The 20,988-nt window shown below is 61.6% G+C and carries 12 protein-coding genes and 6 pseudogenes; 14 read left to right on the top strand and 4 right to left on the bottom strand.

Annotated elements, in window-relative coordinates:
- Nucleotides 1–220: 220 nt before the first annotated feature.
- The 13 genes and pseudogenes from glnA to N5E02_RS02945 form a co-directional block, all read left to right on the top strand.
- Entirely contained in the window at nucleotides 221–1,630 is a 1,410-nt protein-coding gene (gene glnA / locus N5E02_RS03005; protein WP_005420964.1) for a type I glutamate--ammonia ligase, read from the top strand.
- Between the two features lie 341 nt (nucleotides 1,631–1,971).
- Nucleotides 1,972–2,310 (top strand): P-II family nitrogen regulator, encoded by a 339-nt coding sequence (locus tag N5E02_RS03000; protein ID WP_004134334.1) that lies wholly within the window; start codon nucleotides 1,972–1,974, stop codon nucleotides 2,308–2,310.
- Nucleotides 2,311–2,332: 22 nt separating this feature from the next.
- Entirely contained in the window at nucleotides 2,333–3,763 is a 1,431-nt protein-coding gene (gene amt, locus N5E02_RS02995) for an ammonium transporter (protein WP_235649684.1), read from the top strand.
- Between the two features lie 217 nt (nucleotides 3,764–3,980).
- Nucleotides 3,981–4,727 carry an N-acetylmuramoyl-L-alanine amidase gene (locus tag N5E02_RS02990; protein ID WP_235649685.1) on the top strand — a complete coding sequence of 249 codons (747 nt, stop codon included), beginning with the start codon at nucleotides 3,981–3,983 and terminating at the stop codon, nucleotides 4,725–4,727.
- A gap of 67 nt (nucleotides 4,728–4,794) precedes the next feature.
- On the top strand, nucleotides 4,795–5,961 hold the full coding sequence (locus N5E02_RS02985) for an MltA domain-containing protein (protein ID WP_279945813.1): 1,167 nt from the start codon (nucleotides 4,795–4,797) through the stop codon (nucleotides 5,959–5,961).
- Between the two features lie 107 nt (nucleotides 5,962–6,068).
- A complete protein-coding gene (locus N5E02_RS02980; RefSeq protein ID WP_262090526.1) occupies nucleotides 6,069–6,383 on the top strand; it encodes a hypothetical protein in 315 nt (104 codons plus the stop codon).
- A gap of 103 nt (nucleotides 6,384–6,486) precedes the next feature.
- Nucleotides 6,487–8,532: a TonB-dependent receptor gene (locus tag N5E02_RS02975; protein WP_279945812.1), complete on the top strand. Its 2,046-nt coding sequence runs from the start codon at nucleotides 6,487–6,489 to the stop codon at nucleotides 8,530–8,532.
- A gap of 405 nt (nucleotides 8,533–8,937) precedes the next feature.
- Nucleotides 8,938–9,516 carry a histidine phosphatase family protein gene (locus N5E02_RS02970; protein ID WP_279702464.1) on the top strand — a complete coding sequence of 193 codons (579 nt, stop codon included), beginning with the start codon at nucleotides 8,938–8,940 and terminating at the stop codon, nucleotides 9,514–9,516.
- Between the two features lie 1,564 nt (nucleotides 9,517–11,080).
- Complete coding sequence (locus N5E02_RS02965; RefSeq protein ID WP_279702465.1) at nucleotides 11,081–13,501, top strand: transposase family protein; 2,421 nt, start codon at nucleotides 11,081–11,083, stop codon at nucleotides 13,499–13,501.
- Nucleotides 13,501–14,502 (top strand): AAA family ATPase, encoded by a 1,002-nt coding sequence (locus N5E02_RS02960; protein WP_279945811.1) that lies wholly within the window; start codon nucleotides 13,501–13,503, stop codon nucleotides 14,500–14,502. The genes N5E02_RS02965 and N5E02_RS02960 overlap by 1 nt, the downstream gene beginning before the upstream one ends.
- Before the next feature lie 2,232 nt (nucleotides 14,503–16,734).
- A pseudogene (locus tag N5E02_RS02955) lies at nucleotides 16,735–16,910 on the top strand (IS3 family transposase); the annotation flags it as partial.
- Nucleotides 16,911–16,985: 75 nt separating this feature from the next.
- Nucleotides 16,986–17,921: pseudogene (locus N5E02_RS02950) on the top strand (IS3 family transposase).
- A gap of 5 nt (nucleotides 17,922–17,926) precedes the next feature.
- Nucleotides 17,927–18,136, top strand: a pseudogene (locus N5E02_RS02945) (IS30 family transposase); the annotation flags it as partial.
- 28 nt (nucleotides 18,137–18,164) lie between these two features.
- Here N5E02_RS02945 and N5E02_RS02940 read toward each other — a convergent pair.
- From N5E02_RS02940 to N5E02_RS02930, 3 genes and pseudogenes are all read right to left on the bottom strand, one after another.
- Nucleotides 18,165–18,560 (bottom strand): hypothetical protein, encoded by a 396-nt coding sequence (locus N5E02_RS02940; RefSeq protein ID WP_279702467.1) that lies wholly within the window; start codon nucleotides 18,558–18,560, stop codon nucleotides 18,165–18,167.
- 351 nt (nucleotides 18,561–18,911) lie between these two features.
- Nucleotides 18,912–19,069 (bottom strand): annotated as a pseudogene (locus tag N5E02_RS02935) (transposase); the annotation flags it as partial.
- 4 nt (nucleotides 19,070–19,073) lie between these two features.
- A complete protein-coding gene (locus N5E02_RS02930; protein WP_279702468.1) occupies nucleotides 19,074–19,520 on the bottom strand; it encodes an RpiB/LacA/LacB family sugar-phosphate isomerase in 447 nt (148 codons plus the stop codon).
- Between the two features lie 183 nt (nucleotides 19,521–19,703).
- On the opposite strand from N5E02_RS02930, the pseudogene N5E02_RS02925 reads away from it, so the two are divergent.
- Nucleotides 19,704–20,032 (top strand): annotated as a pseudogene (locus tag N5E02_RS02925) (integrase core domain-containing protein); the annotation flags it as partial.
- A 119-nt stretch (nucleotides 20,033–20,151) separates the two neighbouring features.
- Here N5E02_RS02925 and N5E02_RS02920 read toward each other — a convergent pair.
- A pseudogene (locus N5E02_RS02920) lies at nucleotides 20,152–20,886 on the bottom strand (transposase).
- Between the last annotated feature and the right edge of the window lie 102 nt (nucleotides 20,887–20,988).

Raw genomic sequence — 20,988 nt, 5'->3', positions numbered from 1 at the left:
CGGTGCGGGCACGGGCGGCGGAAGGAAGGAGGTCGAGAGGATAGACGATCCCTGCTGCACCAAACGGGTGCGTCTGATGGCGGGTGCACCGGTTTGGTGCGCACCGTTCTGCACCGGCGCGGAGCAGCCATATTGAAATCAACAACTTGCGGGAATCAAAAAGTTGGCACGGTCATTGCTGTACCTCAGCAGGCATTCATCCCCATCCGAGGTCGTACCGATGTCCGTGGAAAACGTTGAGAAGCTGATCAAGGACAACCAGATCGAGTTCGTCGATCTGCGTTTCGTGGACATGCGTGGCGTCGAGCAGCACGTCACCTTCCCGGTCAGCATCGTCGAACCGTCGCTGTTCGAAGAAGGCAAGATGTTCGACGGCAGCTCGATCGCCGGCTGGAAGGGCATCAACGAATCGGACATGGTGCTGCTGCCGGACCCGTCCAGCGCGTACGTCGATCCGTTCTACGCCGATCCGACCATCGTGATCAGCTGCGACATCCTCGATCCGGCCACCATGCAGGCCTATGGCCGCTGCCCGCGCGGCATCGCCAAGCGTGCCGAGGCCTACCTGAAGTCCTCCGGCATCGCCGAAACCGCGTTTTTCGGCCCGGAGCCGGAGTTCTTCATCTTCGACTCGGTCCGTTTCGCCAACGAAATGGGCAACACCTTCTTCAAGGTCGACTCGGAAGAAGCGGCGTGGAACAGCGGCGCCAAGTATGACGGCGCCAACAGCGGCTACCGTCCGGGCGTGAAGGGCGGCTACTTCCCCGTCCCGCCGACCGACACCCTGCACGACCTGCGCGCGGAAATGTGCAAGACCCTGGAACAGGTCGGCATCGAAGTGGAAGTGCAGCACCACGAAGTGGCCACTGCGGGCCAGTGCGAGATCGGCACCAAGTTCAGCACCCTGGTGCAGAAGGCCGACGAGCTGCTGCGCATGAAGTACGTCATCAAGAACGTCGCGCACCGCAACGGCAAGACCGTCACCTTCATGCCCAAGCCGATCGTCGGCGACAACGGCAGCGGCATGCATGTGCACCAGTCGCTGTCCAAGGGCGGCACCAACCTGTTCTCCGGTGACGGCTACGGTGGCCTGAGCCAGCTGGCGCTGTGGTACATCGGCGGCATCTTCAAGCACGCCAAGGCCATCAATGCCTTCGCCAATTCGGGCACCAACAGCTACAAGCGCCTGGTGCCGGGCTTCGAGGCGCCGGTGATGCTGGCCTATTCGGCCCGCAACCGTTCGGCCTCGTGCCGCATTCCGTGGGTGTCCAACCCGAAGGCGCGCCGCATCGAAATGCGCTTCCCGGATCCGATCCAGTCCGGCTACCTGACCTTCACCGCGCTGATGATGGCCGGCCTGGACGGCATCAAGAACCAGATCGACCCGGGTGCACCGAGCGACAAGGACCTGTACGACCTGCCGCCGGAGGAAGAGAAGCTGATCCCGCAGGTCTGCTCCTCGCTGGACCAGGCGCTGGAAGCGCTGGACAAGGACCGCGAGTTCCTCAAGGCCGGCGGCGTGATGAGCGATGACTTCATCGACGGCTACATCGCGCTGAAGATGCAGGAAGTGACCAAGTTCCGCGCGGCCACCCACCCGCTGGAATACCAGCTGTACTACGCCAGCTGACCGGGCGCGATGGCGGTGGGTCCCCCCTCCCACCCGCCGCCATCGCTTCCGTTCTCGCGGCTGGGGAGCCGCAAGGCGGGCGCAGGCCCGCCGTTGTAGAGCGGGTCGCTGGCCCGCTGCAGTACAGCGGACTGCCGGTCCGCTGAAACAGGGGCAAGAGAGACCGGATACGCGACCAGGGCCGCCCTCCCTCCCGCGTCGGTCGTGCAAGGAGAGAGGCACGGCCGTCCCGGCCCTGTACGTGTCCGGTGCAACAGCCACGGTCATCACCTGATGACCCGTGGTTGCCTGATGCCAACGCGCGCTGGCGCGCTGGCCCCATCCACCCTCGGGACATGCGCATGAAACTGATCTCCGCCATCATCCGACCGTTCAAGCTCGACGAGGTCCGCGAGGCCCTGTCCGATGCAGGCGTGTCGGGCATCACTGTGACCGAAGTGAAAGGTTTCGGTCGCCAGAAGGGCCACACCGAGCTGTATCGCGGCGCCGAGTACGTCGTCGATTTCCTGCCCAAGATCAAGATCGAAACGGTGGTCACCGACGAGCGTGCCGACGCGGTGATCGAAGCGATCCAGTCGTCGGCAGGCACCGGCAAGATCGGTGACGGCAAGATCTTCGTCACCGCCGTCGAACAGGTCATCCGCATCCGCACCGGCGAAATCGGTGCCGACGCGCTGTAACCCCCTTCCGGAGACTCCCCCAATGAAGATGCGCCTTCTCACCGGGTGGCAAGCCCGGTTCCACCTGGTGTGCCTGTTGATGCTGCTCAGCGCGCTGGCCGCCGGTGCGTGGCCGGGCAGCGCCCATGCCCAGGCACAGGTGTCGCCGCTGCCGAGCGAAACCGTGGCGGTGGAGCCGCTGCACGATCCGGCCGCCACCGCCGCTGCGCCGGCCGTGGCCGAAGCGGCCGCCGCCTATGATCGTGGCGACGTCGCCTGGATGCTTACCTCCACGTTGCTGGTGCTGCTGATGGTGGTGCCCGGTCTGGCCCTGTTCTACGGCGGACTGGTGCGTTCGAAGAATGTGCTGTCGGTGCTCAGCCAGATCCTGGTGGTGTTCTCGCTGGTGCTGCTGCTGTGGGTGGCCTACGGCTACAGCGCGGTGTTCAGTGCGGGCAATCCATTCTTCGGTTCGTTCACCGAATTCGCCTTCCTCAAGGGCTTCACGCCCGACTCGGTGGGCAACACGCCGATCAAGGGCCTGCCGGACTACCTGTTCGTCGCCTTCCAGTCGACCTTCGCCGGCATCACCACCGCGCTGATCGTCGGAGCCTTTGCCGAGCGCATCAAGTTCCGTGCGGTACTGCTGTTCTCGGCACTGTGGTTCACCCTCAGCTACATCCCGATGGCACACATCGTCTGGGGTGGCGGTTACCTGGGTGAACTGGGCGCGATCGACTTCGCCGGTGGCACCGTGGTCCATATCAACGCGGGCGTGGCCGGCCTGGTCGGCGCGTGGTTCGTCGGCAAGCGCCTGGGCTACGGCCAGACCGCGCTGAAGCCGCACAACGTACCGTTTACCTACATCGGCGCCATGCTGCTGTGGGTGGGCTGGTTCGGCTTCAATGCTGGTTCCGCCGCCGCCGCCGATACGGTGGCCTCGCTGGCCTTCCTCAACACCGTGCTGGCCACCGCTGCCGCGGTGCTCGGCTGGACGCTGGTGGAAGCGATCGGCAAGGGCAAGCCGTCGGCACTGGGCGCGGCCTCGGGTGCGGTGGCCGGCCTGGTCGGCATCACCCCGGCCTGCGGCACGGTCGGCCCGCTTGGCGCGATCGTGATCGGCTTCGTCGCCGGCGTGGTCTGCGTGTGGGGCGTGACCGGCCTCAAGCGCCTGCTCAAAGTGGACGACACGGCCGACGTGTTCGGTGTGCATGGTGTCGGCGGCATCGTCGGCGCGATTCTCACCGGCGTGTTCAGTGCACAGTCGCTGGGCGGTACCAAGGCCGATCTGGATATCGCCCATCAGGTGTGGGTGCAGGTGGTCAGCGTCGGCCTGACCGTACTGTGGTCGGCGGTGGTGACCGCGGTCATCCTGCTGGTGGTCAAGGTCGTGGTCGGCCTGCGCGTGACCGAAGAGGCCGAACGCACCGGCCTGGATGTGACTTCGCACGGCGAGTCTGCCTACGAGGCCTGATGCATGACGGGCGGCCCTGCGGGGCCGCCTTTTGCGTTTGGTCGGTGCCAGGCTTGCCTGGCACTGCTCCTGCTCTGGTGGGTGCCGACCGTTGGTCGGCACGGCCGGAGTGGCGCATCCACGCATGGCGTGGATCTACCGCATCCTCTCTGGTGGGTGCCAAGCTTGGTTGGCACGGCGGCATGCATCATCGGGCCTGATCGCGCACAATCGGGCCATGCACCCGATCCGCACGTCCCTGATGCTCTCGGCCTGCCTGCTGGTGGCCGCCTGCGCCTCCACGCCGCAGGAAACCCGCAACCCGCTCGCCACCTGGGTGCCGTCACCCAACCAGAACGCGCGCACGCCGGTCATCATCGTCATCCACCACACCGAGCAGAAGTCGGTGCAGCAGAGCCTGCATACGTTGCGCACCGCCAACAGCGGTGGACCGGTCAGTGCGCACTACCTGATCGGCGCCGATGGCCATCGTTACCAGCTGGTCGCCGATGAGCGCCGTGCCTGGCACGCCGGGGCCGGGCGCTGGGGCACCATCACCGATCTCAATTCGGCCTCGATCGGCATCGAACTCGACAACGATGGCCGCAGCCCGTTCAGTGCGGCACAGATCGAATCGCTGATCGTGCTGCTGCGCGACCTCACCACGCGCCTGAACATCCCGCCGCGCCAGGTGATCGGCCATGCCGACCTGGCGCCGACGCGCAAGCAGGATCCGAGCCGCTTCTTCCCATGGCAGCAGCTGGCCGAGGCCGGGTTCGGCGTGTGGCCGCGCGCGGCCGATGGTGCCGCACCGGAAGGCTTCGATGGGTGGAATGCGCTGGCCCGCTTCGGTTATCCGCTCGACAACCGCGACGCCACCGTCGCCGCCTTCCACCGCCGGTTCCGTGGCCGCGACGACCTGCCGAAGACGCTGGATGCCGAGGACGCCCGTATTCTGCATTCGTTGCTGCTGCAGATGCCGTGACCCCGCGCATGAACGCTTGACCTCGCGCTGGGTTGCCGCCCAGCGGCCGGCACTCCACCATGGCGGCATGATCGATTCCGCTACCTTCTTCAAGCGCACGCACTGGACCCTGTTGGCAGCGGTGGTGCTCGCAGGCTGCTCCACCACCGCTCCGCGCGCAGGCTCCGAAGCGCCCACGCCGACCTCGCCGCCGGCGGCCACCTACGCCAAGGTCGACTGGAAAGCCCTGCCAGTGGTCTCCGATGCTGATCTGCAGGCCGGCTTCGTGGCTTGGCGCAGCAGCTGCGCCCGCCTGAAGAACGACGCTGTCTGGGCCAAACCCTGCGCCACCGCCGCCGCGGTATCCGACAAGGACCCGGCCGCGATCCGCCAGTTCCTGCAGCGCGATCTCGATGCCTACGCGCTACGTGCCGGTGGCCATCAGGCCGACGGGCTGATTACCGGCTACTACGAGCCGATCTACCCCGGCAGTCTTACCCGTACCGATAAGGCCACGGTGCCGGTGTACGGCACGCCGGATGATCTGGTGGTGGTGCAGCTGGAGAGCCTCTACCCGGAACTGAAGGGCAAGCGCCTGCGCGGGCGCGTCGAAGGCAAAGTACTCAAGCCCTATGACGACGCCGGCACCATCGCGGCCAAGGGCGCCAAGGCGCCGGTGCTGGCCTGGCTGACCGACCCGATGGACCTGCAGCTGCTGCAGATCCAGGGGTCCGGCCGCGTGCGCCTGGCCGATGGCAAGCAGGTGCGGCTGGCCTACGCGGAACAGAACGGCCACCCCTACCGTGCGATCGGCCGTTGGCTGGTGGACCAGGGCCAGCTGAAGAAGGAAGACGTCACCATGGACGCCATCCGCACCTGGGCACGGGCCAACCCCGCGCGCGTGCCGGAACTGCTGCGCAGCAATCCCAGCTACGTGTTCTTCGTGCGCACCCCGGACAGCCCGGAAGGCCCGCGCGGTTCACTGAATGTGCCGCTCACCGCCGGCTACAGCGTGGCGGTGGATCGCACCGTGGTGCCACTGGGCAGCCTGCTGTGGCTATCCACCACGCGCCCGGACGGTAGCCCGGTGGTGCGCCCGGTGGCCGCGCACTTCACCGGCGGCGCCATCGCCGGTGAAGTGCGCGCCGACCTGTACTGGGGCAGCGGCGATGCCGCCGGCAAGCTGGCTGGCGACATGAAGCAGAAGGGCAACATCTGGATGCTGTGGCCAAAGGGCGTGCCCCTGCCGAACTGAACCAGCAGGGGTCGGATCCCTTCCAAAGGAAAGGGCTCTGACCCCGGATGCCTGATAATGGCGCCATTTCGTACTTTCCGGCCGCGCCTGCGGCCAGGGCTCCTGCAATGACCTACGCAAAGCACACCGCAAAATCCGGCGCGAAATCCGCCGCAAAGAAGTACTACAAGCACTGGGCCGAATCGGGCCTGGGCAAGGGCAACGTGCTGATGGAAGCCCGTGGCGAGAAGATCGTGCGGCAGGTGGAAATCTACGGCACCAAGATGGTCTGGGCCGACGAGCATGCCCACAGCGACGACCGCTTCCTGCTGGCCGACCAGCCAGTGTCGTTCCTGGATTTCGAGGAGGACGACGAAATCTCCGCGCGTGAATTCGAAGCCGCCTGGAAGAAGGCACGGGAAGCCACCGGTTACCCGGTGTAATCCCCCCGGCACCCGCCCTTGTAGTGCCGAGCCTTGCTCGACGCTGCAAAAGTGGGCACGTGAAATGTTATATGATTACATTTCATCGCAACCGCCCCTTTCCATGAAGACTCCCACCCTGGTGGCCGCCCTCGCGGCCGCACCGTTCGCCCCTGAAGCCTTCGCACAGTCGGCCGACGCCGCGCTCACTCTCGGAAAGGTGCAGGTACACCAGCACGGCGAAGGCCAGCTCAGTGCGCACCAGGTGCTGACCTCGGTGGACGTGCTGGGTGCAGACCAGATCGAAAACCGCAACGTCTCGCACAGCTGGGAATTGCTCGGGCAGATGCCCGGCATCCAGCTCACCGAAACCCGGCAGGGCGCCGAATCGGGCAAGGTCAGCTTCCGCGCCTTCAACGGCGAGGGCTACCTCAACGCCATCAAGACGCTGATCGACGGCATCCCCAGCAACGTCAACAGCGGCAACCAGCGCTTCATCGACATGCTGTTCCCGCTGGACATCAGCTACATCGAAGTAGTGCGCGGTACCAACGATCCGCGCTATGGCCTGCACAGCATCGGCGGCAACGTGAACTTCGGTACGCGCCAGGGTGGCAGCTACACCGATGCGCGCCTGGCCTACGGCAGCTATAACACCCGCGATGCGCAGCTGGCAGTCGGCCGTGAAGCCAATGGCTTCGCGCAGAACTATTTCGTCGGCACCCAGGCCAGCGACGGCTACCGCGACCACGACACCTCGAAGAAATATTCGCTGGGCGGCAAGTGGTTCTACGGCTCGCTGGACGACGGCCTGCGCGTGGGTCTGACCGCCCGTGCGTACCACCACGAAGCCGACGAACCCGGCTTCATGACCGCCGACGAGCTGCGCACGCACCGCCGTGGCAGCGACCTGCGCAACGGCAACGATGGCGATGACCGCGACATGCGCCAGCTTGCCGTGCACCTGGACATGAAACTGTCCGACGCAATCACCTTCGGCACCCGCCTGTACTACAACCGCTACGAAGACGACCGTCGCGTGACCTTCAGCGATCTCCCCACCGGCAACCTGCCGCGCCAGCGCCGCGTATGGGACGAGCGGCAGCATGGCCTGCTCAGCACGCTCACCTGGCAGGCCAGCCCCACGCTCACCGTCGAGGGTGGCCTGAACTACGAGCAGCAGGACAACGGCTACCTCCGCGAGCGCTACGCCTACGCTGAACCCACCGATTTCAGCCAGCCCCCCGCGCGGGTGCAGAACAATGATCGCCACAGCTTCGACAACTGGGGCGCCTACGTGCAGGCCGTCTACCAGCCCGTCGAGGCCTGGAAGATCGTGCCGGCCTACCGCGTCGACCGTTTCAGTGGCCGCACCCACCTGATGAACGGCCTCAGCGGCCGCCTGCAGGATTACGGCAGCATCGGCCAGCCCAAGCTGAGCATCATCCACACCCTGGGCCAGACCACCCATGTCTACGCAAACTGGGGCCGCACCTTCCAGGTACTGACCGGCTCCACCGCACCGGCCTACCTCACCCCGGGGCAGGCACCGATGCAGCCGTCCACCAACACCGGCATGGAGCTGGGCCTGAAATTCCAGCCGTTTGCCGGCAGCCAGGCACGCCTGGCGGTGTGGCAGCAGGACGCGGAAAACGAGGTGTCCAACATGCCGGCCACCGGCACCACGGTCACCCTGGGCAAGACCCGCCGGCGCGGCGTGGATGCGCAGCTGAGCCTGCAGCTGGGCGAAGACTGGACGGTGTGGGCGTCGCACGCCTACCAGGAAGCGAAGATCACCCGCGACGACCGCGATGCCAGCATTTCACTGCAGGGCCGCGAAGTGGCCGCCACCCCGCGCCATATCAGCAACCTGGGCGTGGATTACCGCGCCCGTGATGCGCTGCGGTTGGGCCTGCAGGCACGTGCACAGGGCGATTACTACCTGGAAGAACGCAACGTGGCCGGCAAGTTCGGTGGTTTCGCCGTGCTCGACCTCAGTGCTGCCTATCAGCTCACCCCGCGTTTCAGCGTGGACCTGCAGCTGAAGAACGTGACCGGCCGCGAGTACGCCTACGCCTGGTACGACAGCTTCTTCTGGGACAGCGCCCGCCCGATGTTCTCGCCGGCGCCGGGCCGCAGCGTGTTCGTCGGCCTGAACATGAAGCTGTAATCGGCCACGCGCCCGGTAGTGGTCGAGCCTGCTCGACCTGCGGCAGGGGTCAGAGCCCTTTCCAGGCGGAAAGGGATCCGACCCCGGACCCCGCAGCGCATGCGGTCAGATCCCTTTCTGATCCCATCACCAAAGTAGGTGCCAACCGGAACCCCAAAGTCTGTGCAGCCTGTTGGGGTTTGGACCGTGCTTCGTCCCCCCTTGAGTGGCAAAGTTTGTGTGGTGCGAGGCAAACGAGCGTAGCCCGCCGCAGCAGACAATGGTCCAGAACCACTGCGACAATGGGAGGCGGCCTAACAGCACTACGTACTGGCTTAAGAGGGCCTATGCGTCGGAGTCAGGGTGCATCCGAGACGGGCAGCAGGCACCTGCCCAGAAGACAAACAGAACAGGGGGAGAGGGAAAATGCTAGTGGTAGTTAGGCATGCGCAAAGCATGGCTAATGCGGGGTTTGTAACCGCCGATCCCGAATCCATTGCCCTTACTGCCGCAGGGGAGGAGCAGGCTCGCGCATTGGCTATGACCTGGTCGGCTGCGCCTGACCGCATCTTTACCTCACCATTCCTCCGGACTAGGCAGACGTCACAGCCACTCGCCGAGCGCTTCAAGATGGTCGCTGAGCCCCTGGACGTCCATGAGTTCACTTATCTGTCGCCCGAGCGGTGCGTGGGCACCTCGGCGGCAGACCGCAAGCAGTGGGTAGAGGGCTACTGGTCCCGTTGCGATCCCAACTATGTGGATGGACCTGGTGCCGAGTCATTTGCCCAGCTCATTGCCCGCGCTGAGCGAGCGCTACGCATTCTTGAATCCTATTCCGAGCATGAGCAGGTGGTCGTGTTTAGCCACGGCCAATTGATGCAGGCAATGTGCTGGATTTACGAGAACAAGGCTCCCTCGGTGGTGAATGCCGCAGCGATGGATGCGTTTCGAAAGCTGGATTTGGATCAGCCTATAGCCCATTGCCAGAGGGTATTTTTCGGATAGAAGGCGATCGCGGATACTCCCAACCTCCCAACCTCCCGGCCCCGGCCGCAGATCTTTGGCCTGGTCGGATCAGAAGACTACCCGTTACGCGCGAACAGCAAAGGCTGTTGATGAGGGGCGCACTTTTGGTATCGGTAGGAGATGATTGGGCTCACAGGCTCTGGGATGTGAACGCCACGCCTTTCAGCAGCACGCCTCATCAAGTAGGAGGGCTCGTGGACGTCGCTCCGGATCTGATCCCAGATCACGTCGTCATTAACGTGAATTGGAAAGCTCGTGTCCGGCAGCAGGCGAAGGAGTTGCTTCGTCTGTGCGATCAACTCATGGGCGTATGGACGCACTCTGGGATCTCTGCATGCTCCAGACAGTGCTCGAATCATGTGGGCTGCCGCATACCACTGGCGATCAGCCAACCGCTGCAAGTGGAACAGCCGATACGTGCACACCAGCATGAGAAAGCCATAGATGTCACCTCGTTGGTAAAGGCCATCCAAGTCATATGCCATCACAGGCATGCGGTTCTCATCAGCACTGGTCCTATCGCCCGGAAATGAATAGCGGTTTCCGAGTAGTCCGGCGCTGGACGTAAATAGGCGATGCCATCCAACAAGTGTCTTCATATCCCACTCTCGATGGCTGAGGGCTGCAAAGGGCCACTTAACCACCTCCTCAAGCTGGGGATGCTGCAGAGCAAGGTGCTTGCGCCGCCTAGGTGATAGTGACCGCAATCCTTGTCGATATGCACTGAACTCATCGCTGCGCATCATTAACGGACCATCTAGGCTGTGGCGCCGGAGAACATAGCGCGCCCTCAGCTCTTCCTCACCGCCTTCCACCATAGACCATGTATTCCAGAGAATCCTGGAGTGCAGCCTGTCCGATGCATCACAGGCAGGACGACCTAAACCTGAGCACTGCATCGCTTGGAGTGCTTGGCAAGCTTCGTGCAACTCCCCCATCGGAAACCTCCAAAAAAAGTAGACGTTGGAAGGGTAGTTTTGCTGGATGAAAAGGCTCCGGTAGAGCGCTAGGGTTACCTGGAACCTAGCATCACTGGAGCGTACGTGAGCCTACCAAGTAAAGAGCCGGATGCATTGTCTGTGGCTTGGGTGGCGCAAACCTATGGCGGGCTAGTGCCGGCCAAAGACCTGTCGCGACTGCTCGGGTTCAATAGCCCGGCAGCACTTAGGCGGGCAAGCGCCACAGGTCGTTTGCCCGTGACGCTGTTTCGTCCACAAGGTCGTCGCGGCTGGTTCGCTCACGCCGCCGATGTCAGCGCATACCTTCGATCTCAGGCACCTCAATCTCCGAGGGAGGCAGGCAGCCCATGACCTAGCCCCAATCTGAACTTCCCTTGCCGGAAGTTGGAAAGAGAAAACCCGTGAGGTAGGACTCACGGGTTTTTGGGTCGGCGACTTTGCAGGTCTGGCCGATACTTTCCCCTTCCCTGACTCCCCTGTCAAGCCTGCGCAGGCCTGTCACGGGCGCCTATGTCCGACTCGGCTGGTGGGCTCGCCCAGGCCTCTTGGACGGTGCTCCCGTGGGGTGCGCATGAGGAATCGGCATGTCCACAGACCCACAATTTGGTGGCTTATCGTCTGAAGGCCGTCACCAGCTTTACACCCGCATAAAAGCAAGTGAGCTCAGTATTCGGCAGCTCGAGAACATGATTGCCGGCAGCGGAACCAAGACCGTAGGCAAGGCGGCGCTGAGAAACGTTTGTGTTAGACACAACTCAATCAAGAACGGTAGTGCGCGAACAGTTGAAAGCCACACGTGCGAGTTGGTCTTTGCCTATGAGCTTGAGCTTGACCCCGAGGTGCTGGGCTACTACGTACAAGTACCATGCCGCCGCGTGCAGCGAACCACGGCGTCCGGGCGCAATCACATCAGCACTGCACATGTAGATTTTCTTGTATTTCGTAGGGACCACGTAGAACTAGTGGAGTGCAAGCCGCTATCGTGGCTGGAGGGCCAACTGGCGCTTCCGGACTCCCTTTGGGTCAAGCAGGACGCGGTGTGGACCTATTCCCCCTACGCCCAATGGGCGCAGCAGCATGGCCTGGCGTTCAGAGTCTGGGTGCCGCCCACTCCAACCGGTGTGTACCTCCAGAACCTTGAAGCCTGCTACGCGGTAGCCGGTGATGCCCTTCAGCAACATGAAACTACCGCAGTAGCCAAGGCAGTTAGGCTAATCGCCAAGCGCCCCCTTCTGCTGGACAGTCTCCTTGCCGAGGTGCCCGGCTTCACACCGCGCCTAGCGCTTTGGATGCTGGGAAGATCGGCGGCCTTCGGTCCATGGCAGAGCACTCCCGCGGCCAGGACTGACCGCTTCCATCTGTATGGCACGAAGGAGCAGGCCAAGGAGGCGGACGAGCTACTGCTTGGAGCCATTGTCAAAGCTCAGTCGCAACCAGCTGTGGACGATCCATTACTGGTGGCAACCGCTACAGACCTCCAGCGGGCACACCAGCGACTCAGTAGGCTTGCGCTGATTGAGGCCGGAAGTCTGCCCGCAACACGACGGATGGGCGCTCTGCAGCGACAGGTTCGAAAGGCTGTTGCAGAAGGAAGATCCGCGCTTTCGGCTTGTCTTACCAAATATGCCTTTAGCGGAAACCGAGCATCGCGCCTGCTTCCGGAACACGAGCAAGCCATAGAGACCGTCATCGCGCTGCACTGGAACACCGGAAGGGTACATAGACCGAAGGACTTGCTCTATGTGTTCGAAGAGGAGTGCCTTCGGTTAGGAGTTGAGCCTTGCGGTAGGGGCCGACTGGATGCCAGACGAAGAAGCGAGAGCCCAACACGCCATGCGCTATCCACGGGCGGCTTTCGCGCCTACCACGCGACGCGTACACGCACCGATCCTCGCCATCGCTCGCTACCTCCGATCGGATATGGCCACACACTGCACGTAGATTCGTCGGATCTGGATGTTCGCTGCGCTCCGAACCTGATTCACTGCTTCCCAGCAAGCAAAGCAAAGTTCTATATCGGCATAGACGGAGCGACGGGCTATCCGATGGCTCATGCATTGGTATTTGGCTCAGCAAGAACCGACGCCTTGGCATTGCTTATGCGTGAGTACGTCAAAAGGCAGGGCTTCCTGCCCAAGTTGATCCATCTGGATCGAGGGCCGGAGAACACTTCCCGCTGGCTACAAGATTTCTGCCATGGCGAGATCAGTCTAAGGTTCTCCCCAACTGCAGGCAGCGCCTGGAACGGCATTGCTGAGAACGCCATCAAGCAGGTCAACGAACAAGTAGCACAGCGATTCCCGGGAAGCACGCGCCCCGATCAGATGGGACGTAAGGTCGACGGCAGATTCAAGAGCCGAAACAATGCGAGGACGGACTTTGTCCGTGTGCACGAGGAGTTCCTGAAGTTCGTCTATCACGACCTTCCTATGACACCGGGGCCAGATGATAAAACGCCAGCTGAGAAGAGGGTTGAGGCGCTCGCGGCCTACGGCGCTGTCGGAACGCAATGCGAATGGGGCGATGAGTTTCTAATCAGAACCTCGATCAAGGTGGAAACTAGAAAGCGAATTGATCGACAGCGCGGCGTACGCACCGCTGATGGTTGGTTCACCAGCGATGAGCTCCTAGGGGCACTGCGAACAGAGAATGCCAGCGAAGTTCGCAGCGATTGCTGTGATCCGAGTGTGATCTACGTCAAGGTTCGTGGAACCTGGCTCAAGGCATTCCACAACAGGGTACAGAGCGATTCGTCGTTGTCGGATCAGGAACGACTGTTCCACTTACTCTGGTCACCCACGCTGCGTTCACAATCGGCAAGAAGGAAAGAGCAAGTCGCCCGTGCTCGCTATTCGCGCCGAGTGCAAGCCCAGGCGGCAAGGCCTGCAACAGAGCACCTTGCCCCCGAACCGATGACCAGCACCAATGAGAGTCTCGATATTGAAACAGTGCCACCGACGATCGCACAGGACATCGTCCCGTTCGATGAACGGGAGGATTACTGATGAAGATGGTTCAGCACCCAGCCTACGAGGGCCCACGCAAGCGCTTGCGGATGGCGCTTGACCAGCATCGTCCTGGGCATATGGTGTTCATTATTGGACCATCCGGCGTGGGTAAGACAACGATGAGGCGCTCGGTGATGCAGGAGATGTTTGGAAGGCCTGCATGCTGGGGACTTGGGCGGATACCATTGGTCGAAACATTCGCCACACTTCCTCACGGCGCGTACTTCAGTTCCCGTCAGCTCGCTGTCTCTATTCTTCAGGAGCTGCACGCGCCAACGTTGGCATGGCTACTGGATGGAAGCTATCTCGGGGAGGACGCCAAATTGGAAATTGGACGCGAGCTTGCCACTGCAGCATCGGAGTGGGAGTCCTTCGCGCGAACAAGGCAGACGGAAGGCGAGTATTGGGGAATGGTGCAGCGAAGCTTAAAAGCGCGTGGTTGCAAGTATGTATCAATCGATCAGGTCACAGCGCTATTGGTCAACCACAGGGACAAGTCCCCGGCTGATCACACCCTCCATCTGATGGCGATAGCTGAAGCCACAGGCGTGATGTTCGTCATGACTGGCGTGCACAAAGCCACGCAATTGTGGTCGATCAACTCCGAGTTGCGACGCCGCGTTACAACCGTTTGGGTACCTCCATACAGTGATAAGCGTCGGGACGACAAACTGCCATTCCTTCGCCTGCTCAAGTCTTTGTCCGCCCGCTACGAGCTTTCGCAGGATGACCTCCTAATCCGGATGGCCAACGATATCCTCGCCGCTACCGGCGGTGTATTCGCTGAGGTGGTTGAATTGCTGGGGCGGGCCGAGATTGCCGCGAAGCAAGAGGGATGCAACAGAATTCTCAAGCGACACATTGAGATCTCCTACTACGGAAGTGAGGATCTTCGAAACCTATGGCGGGACATCGACGCCTTCGAGATGAGCATGGTTGCCGGCAGTGTCACTGAACGATCAGAACACGTGAAGGCGCGCTGGGGATCCCCAACCTGAGGTAAGGCACATAGTGAGCACTGACTCGAGTAAGTTCCGTTGGAGCATCCTGCCTCCACTCGCTCTCATGGGCCTGGGGACAGGGCTGGTGGAGTCAGCCGAGCATTATGTTGCGAGGCTTGCATGGACAGTGGGGGGGACTGTTCGGGCCCTCTGTCCTCCTATTCGCTCCGCAGGAGGAATCCTGCAGCGCGCCCAGGCCATGGGAGCCAGCGGGTTCTGCGGCCCTGGAAGGCAATTCAAGCGTCGAGTCGAGCACCTTGAGCGGTTAGCTGGCGTCGAACACATACGGCACGGCACGTTCTGGGTTGTTGATGACCTGTTGGCGGTGACCGGCGTGGGGCGCGACACCAAGCGGCAACGTTGGTGCCCACAATGCTTCCTGGAGTGGGATGAAGAACACTCCTACGAGCCCCTAATTTGGATGGTTGATGTGCAACAGAGCTGCCCGGTCCATCGTTGCGCTTTGGAAGCAGCTTGTCGGGCCTGCAGTTCCTTCCAGCCGACTGGGCGAGACTATCGACGGCGCCGCCATTGCTACCGCTGTGGTCAAGGCTTAGCGGGGCTAGGCAAGTTGGCTGCCCTACCTAGTCACCACACATGGGCCGAACATGCGCTTGCCGGATTGATCGCGCTTTGCGCGACTCCAGGACAGCCGCAAATACCGTACGAGCAGTACGAGCGCTTCGTACGCGGTCTCATTGAGATAAGTCTTGACCAGCCGAACCAGCCGGCCACGCTTCGCGCGGCGATGGCACGCTTGCGCTCCAACGCTATACGTGGACGGGTCACTCTTAGAACGCTAGTGAACCTATCCGCGCTGCAGGGGATCACGATTCCGCAGATGCTACTTGATCCTGTCGCAGCTGCTTCGCGTCCCCTGATTGACCTGTGGTCAGGGTATCAGGCACTGGAGTTCCCTGGCGGGAGGCATGGCACCAAAGTCGTGGCGTTTGGGCAGTGCATACGCGAGATACTGAGCAAATGCGGAGAGCGGTACGTGCCTCCGATGAGATTCGTCTTAAGGAGCATGAAGATCAACAGAGATTTTGCCCGCGAGATGTGCGTGGACGTCTACGAAGACTACGAGGCCGCGTACCAACGTCAGGGGGGGTATCAATCACGACTGCATCGAGATCGCGCCTTTGTACTCGCCTTGCGTATGATTGGGCAGAACAGTCAGAGCCCTTTCGCCCCGTGCGATGCTCGAAAGGTTGCCAGGCAGGCCGCGAAAGCAGCGCGGGTGTCGTTGGCAGACGCAGAGGCAGCAACTAGGTCGGCTATTCATAGTTCGCGGGCCCTGGAACGAGCAAAAGGCGCAATGCTGTGCTCGACCAAAGATGACTCGAGTAGTTGAGCCAGCCGCCAAACGATTTAGGCTCCGAGCCCAGAGGTTTAAAGCGGGACCACGTCGACCCATTCGTGGCTAATTAGCGCGCAGACGGTGCCTCAGCATTTGCGGCAAACTAGCTCAGCACCTTCTGTGTCTCCACCAGCGGGATTCGTCGGCAATGGACGCACAGTAGGCGCGAGAAGTTATCAACTTCCAGTATGGAGAGCATCGGAGATGAGTAATCAATTCAAGTCCGTGGAGGAGCAATGCGGTCCAGCGGACGAAGAAGAGGAGTGTGCGATGTGCGGTGGAACCGGCGGCTGGCTTCGCCTCGGCGAGTGGGAGATGTGCAAGCCGTGCAACGGTAGAGGGAACAACCCTGCACGTCGATCCGGGCATGGCGAGCGCAAGGAACTACACTGACCGAGCCAGCGCGACACACCCCGGGGTAGAGTTTGTGCGTTCTGATCGACTTATGGCGTTGGCACACCAAGAAGATATCCCCACGGATTCGTCACGGCGGACCCAGACCGATGGCGGTCCAAAAAATTCTGGAGCAACGGCTCACGCCGAGTCTCATCCGAACTTCGAGGCCTGAGTCTGGGCGGCATGAACCGCGCCAACTCATCCGGTTAGACAGATCGACATGCCGCACCTATCGGGGAGCAGGCCTTGTCTTGGATGCCAATTCGGCGCGTATACGCATCAATACCAAATCGCGCATCTGCCCAACGCGCTGTCCATCAACGGTTGCTGCGTAAAGATCGTCATCAAGCTGTGAAATGGGGAGGCCTTCCAGACGGAGCGAGGCGGTAGCCTCAAGGAGCGCGTGCCGGCGCTGAGCTGTTTTGGACAAGGATTACTCCGAGCCTGATAGTAAATTATAGCACCTGACCACCATCGACGATGCCACGCACGAGGCGGTGGCGATTGAGGTGGAGTGGGCTATTTCCGGCTACGGCGTGGCACGGGTGCTGGACCGGCTGGCACTACCCCGAGGCCTGCAGCAGGTGTTCCGCAGGTGCTCCGGACCGAGAACGGGAAGGAATTCTGGGGCAAGGCGATGGTGGCGTGGGGCTGGGAGCGAGGGGGTTCACCCCGTTCTCACGGGCACTTACGAGAAGGCCGATCCAGGCCATAAGGAGTGTTGATGTCAAAGCGTAGGAAGTTCAGTGCCGAGTTCAAGCGCGGAGCGGTTGAGCAGGCGAGCCAGCCCGGCGTCAGCTGCGCCCAGGTGGCCCGGGAGCTGGGGATCCGCGACCCCCTGCTGACCCGCTGGAAACGCGAGGCACACATCCCGGGGGCTATCGCCTTCGGGGGCACCGGCGCCCGGCAGGTCGACAGTGAGCGCCTGGTGGTACGGATGCGCGAACTGCACGAAGACAGCCGCGGTACGTTGGGGGGCTGGCCGCATGCGCGAAGACCTGGCTGAGGAGGGCGAAAGTGCCAGCTTGAACCGCGTCGTGCGCCTGATGGCGGCCGACGGCCTGCAGGGCTGGCCCCGGCGGAAGCGTCGCAGGACGCGTGGCAGCCCGGCCGTGACGCCGCCGGGCGTGGTCAACCTGCTTGAACGCGACTTTCTCGCGCTGGAGCCGGAAATCAAGTGGGTGACCGATATCACCGAGATCAAGACCCAGCAAGGCAAGCTGTATCTGTGCATCGTGCTGGGTCTGTACGACCAGCGCACTGTGGGCTGGTCAATGCACGCTCGGCAGGACCGTCAGATGGTGATCCGGGCGGTGCAGATGGCGGTGTGGCAGCGGCAAGGAAGCGATGAGGTGATCCTGCATTCGGGTCGTGGCAGTCAGTTCCGCAGCGGCGACTACCAGGGGTATCTCGCGGCTAACGGGCTGGTCTGCTCAATGAGCGCTGTGGGGCATTGCGGCGACAACGCGGCCTGCGAAGACTACTTTGGGCTGCTGAAGCGCGAGCGGACCATCGAACGAGCTACCCCACACTGGGTGCAGCAAGAGCGGATGTGTTTGACTACATCGAGCGACGCCACAACCCAAGGGTGCGGCGAAGGATCGCCAAGCAGGATCAGAAGGTTACAACTCTTTTAGAACCGTCCGTGATACCGGGGTAGAGCCCCAGCGCGGCAGCGACGAGAACACCAATGGCCTGCTGCGCCAGTTCATGCCCAAAGGCGCGGACCTGTCCAAGGCGAGCCAAGAGCATCTCAGCAATATTGCAGACGTGATGAACGCTCGTCCGCAACAAACCCTTGGCTGGAAAACGCCCAGTCAAGGGCTGGAAGAAGAGTTCGCTAAATTCAACTCACGTGTTGCGCTTGCAAGTTGAGACCGCCAACTGTGGAAGTGCGCGCGCGTCAGGTTCGCGCCATCACTCTCTCTCGAGTTCTTTCGTAGAGCGTGGAAATCGATGCCTGACGTTGACTCACTGTGCGCAGAAGAATCGCGCTCATTGGCGCGTACCGAACGCAACTCGCGCCGGCGCAGATCAGGAGAAAATAGGGGTCAACCACATCGTGGGCGTCCCCTTCCGCCCTCCCGTACTCTCCACCAAAGCGCGCCCGTGCAGTCTCAAAGACATACGCCGAGATCAGCATGTGCTCATGGTCACCCAGGATGCGCTTCTCATATCGAAATTCATCAACAATAGAATCAATAACACTAAGTGATTCCTGAGTGTAGTTGAGCAACTCTCCTTGGGATGCTCTATCATACTTTACATATTCGACAAACAGCGCGGACTGGTACGCCATTGCTTCTTCGATGCTTCGTGGGACTCGCCCTCTCCTTATCACACTTAACAGTGTCATAGCTCCCCTCCACTCAACTGACGCTGCCATCCCGTAGATCTACCACCATCCAAGCTAGGCACTTCAAAATAATGCAACCATCGCGTTGGGTGGAACTCATCTATATCGGTATCGATGTAGCGTCAGATAACCAGCGAATGACGAAACCTGATTGCAGCCCTAAGGATGGTCTGAACAATCAGTACTGAGTCCTGAATTTCCAGGTTCGGCCCGACCAACGACCGGCAGGCGCGCCAGATGTGCGGTTTTCGCCGTATTGGTGGTGCCGGCAAACACCTGCGGACGGATTGATCCCTATGCCGGCAGCAGCTGCCGGCGCACCATCCACAGATTGGACAGCGCAAACAATGTCCAATCTGTGCCGTGTTCTTGGCCAAGCCTCGGTAGCGCGCCTTGGTGTAACCGAACTGACGTTTGATCTGCCGGAACGGGTGCTCGACCTTGGCACGCATGTCGCTACATGCACCTGCCTTCGTCCAAGCTATCTAGTTGCGCCAAACTTACAGACTGCGATCCGTCATTTTCGGACTGAAACCACGCTTCCAACATCTCTTTCATCTGTGACTCCGATGTCATGCGCAGGGAAATCCCCAATGCGTTTGCATTGTTCCATCGACGGGCGCCAGCAGCAGTGTATGCGTCGTGACACAGTGCTGCGCGAACGCCGTGAACCTTGTTTGCAGCTATGGTGGCGCCGGTACCTGTCGTGCAACATACAATCGCTTGATCCGCACGCCCTTGGGCAACATCGAGCGCCGCTTGCACTGAGGCAGCTGCCCACTCCACACTTTCTTCCGGCGCCAGTGCACCATGAAGAATGACGGTATGACCTCGCTCGCGCAGCCATTCAGGAATCTTGTGTGCAATACCAAGCAATGTGTCTGCAGAAACTGCGATTCTCATAACAACTCTCGTGGGGCAGATAGGGAGACGGCGATTCGCGAGCCGTTACGCAGTGTGCCGTGGCGCGCAAGAGTTGAGAATGAGGATTGTCTCATCAAGAGCAGTCCTGCCGAGAAGCTCCCACATCTGCTTCTCAGTGCTCCCTGCAGCCTGGGGGTTCTGGCGATGTGTGGACCGGCCCGGCTGCCACGAGTGATCAGGACAGACAACGGCAAGGAGTTTTGCGGTAAGGCGATGGTGGCCTGGGCTCACGAAAAGGGAGTTGCCCTGCGTCTGATCGAACCGGGCAAACCGAACCAAAATGCTTACGTCGAGTCCTTCAACGGACGGCTGCGCGACGAAGCCTCAACGAGCACTGGTTCCCGACATTGGTTCATGCCCGCACCAGCATCGAAAGCTGGCGGCGCGACTACAACGAAGAAAGACCCAAGCGAGTCCTTGGCGGGCCAACCCCCCCCCAGTACGCCGCGCAGTTGGCGGCGAAGAACGATAGCATCAGCACCGGACTCTAAACCCACCCACTACTCAAACCGGGGGGGGCGTCGGGTGATCAAACGTCAGTTCGGTTACACCAAGGTGCGCTACCGCGGCCGGGCCAAGAACACGGCACAGGTGCCGACATTGTTGGGTTCTACCCCGATGTCACGGATGGTTCTAAAGGAGTTGCAACCTTCTGATCCTGCTTGGCGATCCTTCGCCGCATCCTTGGGTTGTGACGTCGCTCTATGTAGTCAAACACATCCGCTCTTGCTGCACCCAATGTGGGGTAGCTCGTTCGATAGTCTGCTCGCGCTTCAGCAGCCCTGCAGGCCGTCGGCCGCCATCAGGCGTGCGACCCGGTTCAAGCTGGCACTTTCGCCCTCCTCAGCCAGGTCTTCGCGCATGCGACCAACCCCCAACGTACCGCGGCTGTCTTCGTACAGTTCGCGCATCCGCACCACCAGGCGCTTATTGTCGACCTGCCGGGCGTTCGCAGGGCGCTTGCTCCACGCGTAGTAGCCGCTGGCCGATACCTTCAGACACCGGCACATCAGCCGAATCGGAAACTCATCGCGGCAACGTTCGATCACCTGATACCTCAGGATGATCTCTTTGCAAAGAACGTCGTCGCTTCTCGCAAAAAATCCCGTTCCTTCTATACCCGCACTAGCTCACGCTCGAGGCGTGCCAACTCCTCATCCCCAGGTGTTCCGGTGCCCCCGAAGGCGATAGCCCCCGGGCTCTGTGCCTCGCGTTTCCAGCGGGTCAGCAGGGGGTCGCGGATCCCCAGCTCCCAGGCCACCTGGGCGCAGCTGACGCCGGGCTGGCTCGCCTGCTCAACCGCTCCGCGCTTGAACTCGGCACTGAACTTCCTACGCTTTGACATCGACACTCCTTATGGCCTGGATCGGCCTTCTCGTAAGTGCCCGTGAAAACGGGGGTGAACCCGTTCGCGCTGTCCAACCTGTGGTTGGTGCGCCGGCAGTTG

This window comes from Stenotrophomonas sp. GD03777 (assembly GCF_029842485.1).
Lineage (GTDB): Bacteria > Pseudomonadota > Gammaproteobacteria > Xanthomonadales > Xanthomonadaceae > Stenotrophomonas > Stenotrophomonas sepilia.
This window is presented reverse-complemented; position numbering and strand designations above follow the sequence as displayed.

Bases quoted from the DNA above. Each gene is read 5' to 3' on its own strand.
- glnA (WP_005420964.1), top strand. From the start codon at position 221: ATGTCCGTGGAAAACGTTGAGAAGCTGATCAAGGACAACCAGATCGAG.
- N5E02_RS03000 (WP_004134334.1), top strand. From the start codon at position 1,972: ATGAAACTGATCTCCGCCATCATCCGACCGTTCAAGCTCGACGAGGTC.
- amt (WP_235649684.1), top strand. From the start codon at position 2,333: ATGAAGATGCGCCTTCTCACCGGGTGGCAAGCCCGGTTCCACCTGGTG.
- N5E02_RS02990 (WP_235649685.1), top strand. From the start codon at position 3,981: ATGCACCCGATCCGCACGTCCCTGATGCTCTCGGCCTGCCTGCTGGTG.
- N5E02_RS02985 (WP_279945813.1), top strand. From the start codon at position 4,795: ATGATCGATTCCGCTACCTTCTTCAAGCGCACGCACTGGACCCTGTTG.
- N5E02_RS02980 (WP_262090526.1), top strand. From the start codon at position 6,069: ATGACCTACGCAAAGCACACCGCAAAATCCGGCGCGAAATCCGCCGCA.
- N5E02_RS02975 (WP_279945812.1), top strand. From the start codon at position 6,487: ATGAAGACTCCCACCCTGGTGGCCGCCCTCGCGGCCGCACCGTTCGCC.
- N5E02_RS02970 (WP_279702464.1), top strand. From the start codon at position 8,938: ATGCTAGTGGTAGTTAGGCATGCGCAAAGCATGGCTAATGCGGGGTTT.
- N5E02_RS02965 (WP_279702465.1), top strand. From the start codon at position 11,081: ATGTCCACAGACCCACAATTTGGTGGCTTATCGTCTGAAGGCCGTCAC.
- N5E02_RS02960 (WP_279945811.1), top strand. From the start codon at position 13,501: ATGAAGATGGTTCAGCACCCAGCCTACGAGGGCCCACGCAAGCGCTTG.
- N5E02_RS02940 (WP_279702467.1), bottom strand. From the start codon at position 18,560: ATGGCGTACCAGTCCGCGCTGTTTGTCGAATATGTAAAGTATGATAGA.
- N5E02_RS02930 (WP_279702468.1), bottom strand. From the start codon at position 19,520: ATGAGAATCGCAGTTTCTGCAGACACATTGCTTGGTATTGCACACAAG.